Raw genomic sequence first — 770 nt, forward strand, 5'->3', positions numbered from 1 at the left:
TCATCTGAATTTCAAATGAGATATCAAAAGACCGTTTTCATAGAATATGATGAAGGTGGAGAGGTAGCAGATCTTCTAAGAAGTAATGCATGGTCTCTAGAAGCAACAGCAAGTACTCCAAACCCAGATGTCGTAGCATTGAGAGATGCAATTAATCAAAAAATTGTTGATGATGGCAGTGGAACACAGATTGGAGATTTGACTGTGGAATATTCAGCAGTATTAACAGGTCGTGGATTAAACACATCAATTGATTACAAAGTTACACTAAAAGGAACTCTAGAAGGTTACAACATTGCAGCAGAAGGTGGAGTAACTGGTCAAAAGCTTGTAGATATGGGCTGGAGAGGAATGTCAGTTGCAGGCCCACACATGATTGATGGAGTAGAAATCAACATGCCAATATCAGCAATTCAAGCAAGAGAGCCAGTTGTTTATTCATTAATTCAAGGTAGTGCTGCTGAAGAATTATTGAAACAACCACTAATAGATGCTGAAGGAATTAAAAATCAACCATTAACTAATTGGCATTTTTTGTTTGACCCAACAGGAATTGGAGTTGATGCAGGAACATTTGGAATTTCTGATGAAATCAAAGGTTTTGTTGTATCAGGCTTTACAATGGGTGAAAGCAGTTTAAGAGAAGGAAGACAAGTAGAAAGAGAATTTCATGAATCATTTACAGCAGATAAAACTTATGGAGTAACAACAATTCAATCAGCAGATGCTGCAAATCTTAGTGTAATTGGTTTTGCAGCAATTGATAATCT

The 770-nt window shown here is 36.6% G+C and carries 1 pseudogene; it reads left to right on the forward strand.

The features are described from left to right. Window positions 1–770: pseudogene (locus C6988_RS10795) on the forward strand (hypothetical protein); the annotation flags it as partial.

The organism is Nitrosopumilus sp. b1 (assembly GCF_014078545.1).
GTDB lineage: Archaea > Thermoproteota > Nitrososphaeria > Nitrososphaerales > Nitrosopumilaceae > PXYB01.